Source organism: Microbacterium sp. B19, from assembly GCF_000333395.1.
Taxonomy (GTDB): domain Bacteria; phylum Actinomycetota; class Actinomycetes; order Actinomycetales; family Microbacteriaceae; genus Microbacterium.
The window spans coordinates 1-4,005 of sequence record NZ_BADA01000311.1 but is presented as its reverse complement, the minus strand read 5'-3'; the positions used below and the strand labels follow the sequence as shown (position 1 = coordinate 4,005).

At 71.4% G+C, this 4,005-nt stretch carries 5 protein-coding genes and 1 pseudogene; 4 read left to right on the top strand and 2 right to left on the bottom strand.

Annotation, left to right across the window (positions count from 1 at the left end; genetic code table 11):
• Window positions 1-342 (bottom strand): AFG1/ZapE family ATPase (zapE, locus tag I5G_RS21975; protein ID WP_036327694.1); only part of this gene is annotated, 342 nt, incomplete at its 3' end.
• Between the two features lie 117 nt (window positions 343-459).
• On the opposite strand from zapE, the gene I5G_RS10865 reads away from it, so the two are divergent.
• Together I5G_RS10865 and I5G_RS10860 are read left to right on the top strand one after the other, a co-directional pair.
• Window positions 460-1,362 (top strand): sulfurtransferase, encoded by a 903-nt coding sequence (locus I5G_RS10865; RefSeq protein WP_022879075.1) that lies wholly within the window; start codon window positions 460-462, stop codon window positions 1,360-1,362.
• 34 nt (window positions 1,363-1,396) lie between these two features.
• Complete coding sequence (locus tag I5G_RS10860) at window positions 1,397-1,837, top strand: SufE family protein (RefSeq protein WP_022879074.1); 441 nt, start codon at window positions 1,397-1,399, stop codon at window positions 1,835-1,837.
• 4 nt (window positions 1,838-1,841) lie between these two features.
• On the opposite strand, the gene I5G_RS10855 is transcribed toward I5G_RS10860, so the two are convergent.
• Window positions 1,842-3,050, bottom strand: a complete 1,209-nt coding sequence (locus I5G_RS10855) for a S9 family peptidase (RefSeq protein ID WP_026095847.1) — start codon at window positions 3,048-3,050, stop codon at window positions 1,842-1,844.
• 25 nt (window positions 3,051-3,075) lie between these two features.
• On the opposite strand from I5G_RS10855, the gene I5G_RS10850 reads away from it, so the two are divergent.
• Window positions 3,076-3,666, top strand: coding sequence for a DUF3000 domain-containing protein (locus I5G_RS10850; protein WP_022879072.1), 591 nt, complete (start codon window positions 3,076-3,078; stop codon window positions 3,664-3,666).
• A pseudogene (locus I5G_RS21970) lies at window positions 3,659-4,005 on the top strand (ribonuclease D); the annotation flags it as partial. The gene I5G_RS10850 and the pseudogene I5G_RS21970, both read left to right, overlap by 8 nt.

The window sequence follows — 4,005 nt, the reverse complement described above, 5'->3', positions numbered from 1 at the left end:
TTCGCCGGGCGGCATCGCGTGGTAGATCGACGCGAGGAGGTGGGTCTTGCCTACGCCGAATCCGCCGTCGAGGTACACGCCGGGCTTCACCGGCGGCGTCTTCTCCGCGCGCCGGAAGAAGCCGCCCTTCTTGGCCGGTGCGGTGCGCAGGCTCGCGAACGCCTCGAGCAGCTCCTTCGCCTCCTGCTGCGACGGGTAGGCGGCATCCGCCCGGTACGACTCGAAGGTCGCTCCGTCGAACTGCGGCGGGGGCACGAGAGCGCTCACCATCTCGGCTCCGGAGATGGCGGGCTCGCGATCGACGAGGTGGACGACACCGGTCGTCGAGGGCGTGGAGGTCATGGCCGTCCTGTGTCGCAGTCTTACGGGAAGGTGCCTGCTTCGACGTGGCGGATCTAGGGTCGAAGTGCGGTTTCCACCCTACGCCGCCCGCTCCATCACCCCGACCGAGGAGACATCGTGACCGTCGAGTTCGACACCAGTTCTTCCAAGTTCGCCGCGTACGCCGAGCCCGGCCGTCTCGTGAGCGGCGACTGGCTGCAGGAACGCCTCGGTCAGCCGGGGCTCGTCGTCGTCGAGTCCGACGAGGACGTTCTGCTGTACGAGACGGGCCACATCCCCGGTGCCGTGAAGGTCGACTGGCACACCGAGCTCAACGACCCCGTCGTCCGCGACTACCTCGACGGCGAGGGTTTCGCCCAGCTCCTGAGCCGCAAGGGCATCGCGCGCGACGACACCGTCGTCATCTACGGCGACAAGAACAACTGGTGGGCCGCGTACGCGCTGTGGGTGTTCTCGCTCTTCGGGCACGAGGACGTCCGCCTCCTCGACGGCGGCCGCGACAAGTGGATCGCCGAGGGCCGCCCGATCACGACCGAGCCGACGACCCGTGAGCCGGTCGAGTACCCGATCGTCGAGCGCGACGACACGCTGATCCGCGCCTACAAGGACGACGTGCTCGCGCACCTCGGCAACCCGCTCATCGACGTCCGCTCCCCCGAGGAGTACTCGGGCGCGCGCACCTCCGCCCCCGCCTACCCCGAAGAGGGCGCGCTCCGCGCCGGACACATCCCCAGCGCGCAGAGCGTTCCGTGGGCCAAGGCCGTCGCGGAGGACGGCGGTTTCAAGTCCCGCGAGGAACTGGATGCCATCTACCGCGACGGCGCCGGTCTGAAGGACGGCGACAAGATCGTGGCGTACTGCCGCATCGGTGAGCGCTCGAGCCACACCTGGTTCGTGCTGAAGCACCTGCTCGGCTTCGAGGACGTCCGCAACTACGACGGATCGTGGACCGAGTGGGGCAGCGCGGTGCGCGTGCCGATCGTGTCCGGGGCCGAGCCGGGCGAGGTTCCCGCCCGCTGATCCCGCGCGTCGCGGGCGTGGGAGACTGACGGTGATGTCCGAGAACACGCTCCCCGCCCGCCTCGCCGAGATCCGCGACGAGTTCCTCGAGCTCGACGAGCCCGACCGTCTGCAGCTCCTCCTGGAGTTCTCGCACGAGCTGCCCGACGTCCCGGCCGAGTACGCGGATCACCCCGAGATGTGCGAGCGGGTCGCCGAGTGCCAGTCGCCGGTGTACATCGTGGTCGACGTCGACGACGCGGGTCGCGTGGCGATGCACGCGACGGCGCCGGCAGAGGCCCCCACCACGCGCGGCTTCGCGAGCATCCTGGCGCAGGGACTCACGGGCCTGTCCGCGGAGGAAGTGCTCGCGGTCCCGGACGACTTCCCGCAGAGCATCGGTCTGACGCGCGCGGTGAGCCCGCTGCGCATTGCCGGCATGACCGGGATGCTCATGCGCGCGAAGCGTCAGGTGCGCGCCAAGAGCGCCGCCTGATCCGTCACTCCTCGGTAGCGAGCCCCCGGGCGCGCACCCAGTCCTGGATCGCGCGCGTCCAGCGCGTCTCGTCGTAGTTCCACAGCTTGGTGTGACGGGCGACCGCGAAGGTCTCCATCGTGACGAGGTCGGGCCGCGCCTCGGCGAGGGCGTGCGACGCGTCGCTCGGGACGAACCCGTCGTCGTCGCTGTGCAGGAGAAGGACGGGATGCCGCAGCTCGGCGGCGCGGGCGACGGCGTCGAGTCCGTCCAGCGGGATGGCCGACCCGCTGCGCGTGAGGACGGCGCCCCAGTCGGAGCCGAGGATCTGCTGCGCGAACGCGAGGACGACGCCGGGCAGCCGCAGGAGGCGGCTCTGGTACCGCAGTACCGTCCGCCAGTCGGCGACGGGCGAGTCGAGGATAAGGCCCACGATCACGTCGCGGTGGGGGGACGCGAACTCGGTCTGGAGCACGATCGCACCGCCCATCGACCAACCCATGAGCAGGATGCGGCGCGCGCCCTGGCGACGGGCGTAACCGATCGCGGCATCCACGTCCCGCCACTCCGTCGCGCCGAGGGCGTACGTGCCCGTGCGGCTCCTCGGCGCCTCGCCGTCGTTGCGGTACGAGACGAGGAGGCTCGTGATGCCGAGCTCGTGGAACACCGGAACGGCGCGGAGGGCCTCGGAGCGCGTCGTCCCCCGGCCGTGCACCTGGATCACCCACACGTCGCTGTCGACCGCCGCCGGGAACTCCCACGCGGGGCAGGGGCCGACGGGTGTGCCGATGAGCGCATTCCGGAACGGGATCTGCAGATCCTCGGGCTTGTCGTAGTACCAGCCGCTGAAGGCCGCCGCGGGAGCGAGGTGCGCGTCGGCCGGGACGTGGGTCAGGAGCTTGCGGGTCACGCTCGCGCCGTCGTCCTTCACGACCGAACCCAGGCGCAGGTAGTCGGCGCTCCCGGTGGTGAACAGGCCGTAACGACCGGGCAGGGCCGTGTCGTCGGTGCGCTCGAGGGTGACGGTCTGCGCCGCGGGGTCGAGCCCCAGCAGCCGCACGTCGGGCCGACGGGCCGCCGGTGTGAGAACGGTGCGGGCCATACGCAGCGAGACGGCGCCGAGGGCGGTCGCGCTCAGCGCGAGAGCGGCGCTGAGAGCGGTGACGGCGATCCGCAACGGTGCGACCGCGGGGTGCGGGGCACGGCGCCTCGCGGCGCGCCTGGGAGCGTTCATCGAGGCCTCACTCTAGTCTGTCGGCGTGACTGACCCCCGCTCTCCCGAGGCGGCGACCGCCTTCGCCCGGGCGGCCGACGAGTTGCGCGCGACCGAGTTCCGCGACGATTTCGTGGTGCGCGAGATCCCCTCGCCCTCGGGCCTCGCGCCGCAGTCGCTCGCGTTGGCGGGCGACGTGCGCCCCGATGCGCACGCGACGGACTCGCCGTTCGGCACGGGCCGCTTCATCCTGCTCCACGACCCGGAGGAGCCGGAGCCGTGGGGCGGGGCGTGGCGCGTCGTGTGCTTCGCGCAGGCGCCGCTCGAGCCGGAGATCGGGATCGACCCCCTGCTCGCGGAGGTCGCGTGGTCGTGGCTCATCGATGCCCTCGATTCTCGTGGCGCGGAGCGACACTCCGAATCGGGGACGGCGACCAAGACGCTGTCGACCGGCTTCGGGGCGCTCGCGGCGCAGGGCGAAGGGTCACAGATCGAACTCCGCGCGTCGTGGTCGCCGCGCGGTCCGTTTCGCCCGCACCTGGAGGCGTGGGCTGAGTTGGTCTGCATGCTCGCCGGACTCCCCCCGGGGTCCGAGGGTGTCGCGGTCCTCGGAGCCCGGAGGCCCCCGCGTGGTTGAGTACACCGTCATCGAGGATGCCGCGGGTCTCGCCGCGGCGTCCGCGTCGCTGGCATCCGGGATCGGTCCCGTGGCCGTCGATGTCGAACGCGCCTCCGGGTTCCGGTACTCGCAGCGGGCGTACCTGATCCAGGTCTTCCGGCGCGAGGCCGGGGTGTTCCTGTTCGACCCCTCGACGATCGAGGACTTCTCCCCGCTGCAGGACGCGATCGGCGACGCGGAGTGGATCTTCCACGCCGCGAGCCAGGACCTTCCGTCGCTGCGCGAGCGCGGTCTCGAGCCGCCGGTCATCTTCGACACCGAACTGGGCGCGCGTCTGCTCGGACACGAGCGCGTCGG

Excerpts from the sequence above, each read along its gene's own strand:
- I5G_RS10860 (WP_022879074.1), top strand. The coding sequence starts at position 1,397 with ATGTCCGAGAACACGCTCCCCGCCCGCCTCGCCGAGATCCGCGACGAG.
- I5G_RS10855 (WP_026095847.1), bottom strand. The coding sequence starts at position 3,050 with ATGAACGCTCCCAGGCGCGCCGCGAGGCGCCGTGCCCCGCACCCCGCG.